Annotated in this window: 2 protein-coding genes; one reads left to right on the top strand and one right to left on the bottom strand. The window is 72.3% G+C overall.

Annotated features, from left to right (window positions below; translation table 11 throughout):
• Nucleotides 1–111: 111 nt before the first annotated feature.
• Complete coding sequence (locus tag AB0M20_RS40600) at nucleotides 112–1521, bottom strand: glycosyltransferase (RefSeq protein WP_364306526.1); 1410 nt, start codon at nucleotides 1519–1521, stop codon at nucleotides 112–114.
• Nucleotides 1522–1649: 128 nt separating this feature from the next.
• Between AB0M20_RS40600 and AB0M20_RS40595 the strand changes: the two genes are divergently transcribed.
• A partial coding sequence (locus AB0M20_RS40595; protein ID WP_364306524.1) for an AAA family ATPase occupies nucleotides 1650–1966 on the top strand: 317 nt, incomplete at its 3' end.

Below are 1966 nucleotides of genomic sequence, written 5' to 3'. Positions count from 1 at the left end.
CGAAGCCGCCGAACAGTGTGACCGACGCGCCGGCGGCGGTCAGGCGCTGCACCGACTCGGTGAACACGGCCGGGCGCGTCGGCACGCCGAAGGCGACCACCAGTACGTTGATCATGCGGCGTTTTCCTTGCTGGCTGAGGGCTGTCCGAGGACGGCAGCGGTCAGGCGGGCGACGGCCGGGTCGACCTGGGCGGTGCGCTCGAAGCGTGCGCCCAGCCGGCGGGCCTCGGCGCGCTGCTCGTCGGTGGCCTCCACGGCCATCCGCGCGGCCCGGCAGATGTTCTCGGCGAGCGGCTCCACCTCGAGGCCGACCGCGCCGGTCCACAGCGGACTGCCCTCGAGCACGTTGGACGCGTCGTGGTCGCGGCTGTGCACCGACAGCACCGGCATGCCGCTGGACAGCACCTCGTAGACCTTGCCGGAGGTCACGAACCGCCCGCCGACCAGCATCAGGACCAGCACGTCCCAGCTGCCGTACGTCTCGGCGACCTTCGCCTTGGCCACCGGGCCGCCGAACGTCACGCCGTCGGCCGCGGCCGCCCGCAGCAGCTCCATGTGGGCGGTGTCCTCGCGCGCCGAGCCGGCGCCGATGTGCCCGCGGATGTCCAGCCGCGACCTCGCCACCAGCGGGTCCGTCTTGCGCGCCAGCCGCCACGCGTCGAGCATCGCGGCCAGGTGGTCCGGCTTGAAGTTCACCGAGCCCAGGTAGCCGAAGGTCAACCCGCCTTCGGGGTCGGGGGTGCGCGCGACCGACGGCACGCTGTCGGTGTCGAAGCCGTTGCGCACGACCTCGATCTTGTCGGCCATGTCCGGGTAGCGGTCCCGGTAGTGCTGGGCGATCGGCTCGTTCACGAGCCAGAACTTGGTGGCGTTCGCCATCAGGCGGGACTCCCAGCGGCCGGCCTCGGAGTCCTTGGTGAACGCCTCGCCACCGCCGACCACGTCGATCGACCAGCCGTCGCGGAAGTCCACCGCGTAGGGCACCTTGGCCTCGTCCCAGAGACGCAGCGTGGCGGCGATGTTCACGTACGGCACGCAGGTGGTGACCAGCAGGTCGGCGGGGTCGTGGCGGTGCAGCCAGAGCATCGCCTCCTCGAGCACCGGGCGCCACGAGCCGAACACCATCTCGGGGAAGACCTCGAGGTCCTTGGCCCGGGACTCCTTGATCCAGCCCTGCGGGTCGCGGGAGCGCTCGTCCGAATACTGCCGGATGTCGGTCTCGATGTCCGTGCGGGCGAGCGGCAGCTCGACGATGCGGACCGCCGGGTGCACCGCGTCGGAAAGCGTGTGGTCCAGGCCGAACTCGCGTTCCCAGGACTCCTGCCGGATGGTGACCACGGTGACGTCCCAGCCGTGCGCGTACAGCTGGTTGGCGGTCTCCCGCATCCGGTAGGCGCAGCTCTTGGCGGCGGGCGGGAAGCCGATGGCCAGGTAATAGGCGTGCGGCCGGCCCGGGGTACGCCGGCCGGACCCCACCACGCGCCAGCCGCGCCGGGTGACGGATCGGATACGCGAACTCATCTGTTAAGAGTGCCTCTCGTCGATCGAACGCCCGGCCGGACCCGGTCCGCGCCGCAAAACTTAACTGACGCCGGGTGTGACCGTTACGGCGACTGTCCCGGACCGCCTGGGATTCTAGGCTGTCCTTGATGGGGGAGCTGCTGGAGCGTGGCGAGCTGCTCGCCACCCTCGATCGGATGCTGACGGCCAGCGCCGCCGGCGGGCAGGTCGCGCTCGTCCCCGGGGAGGCCGGCGCCGGCAAGTCCGCCCTGGCCGCCGCCTTCGCCGCCCGCGCCGGGAGCCGGGCCCGGGTGCTCTGGGGTGGCTGCGACCCGCTGCTCACGCCGCGGGCGCTGGGTCCGCTGCACGACATCGCGCGGCAGGCGGGTGGGGTCCTCCGCGAGCGGATCGCCGACCGGCCGCGGGCCGAGGTGTTCGACGCGCTGCTGGACACGCTGGACGGGCC

Source organism: Actinoplanes sp. NPDC051633 (assembly GCF_040681735.1).
Lineage (GTDB): Bacteria > Actinomycetota > Actinomycetes > Mycobacteriales > Micromonosporaceae > Actinoplanes.
The sequence above is the reverse complement of the archived record's forward strand: the minus strand, read 5'-3'. Positions and strand labels throughout refer to the sequence as shown.

Bases quoted from the DNA above. Each gene is read 5' to 3' on its own strand.
- AB0M20_RS40600 (WP_364306526.1), bottom strand. From the start codon at position 1,521: ATGAGTTCGCGTATCCGATCCGTCACCCGGCGCGGCTGGCGCGTGGTG.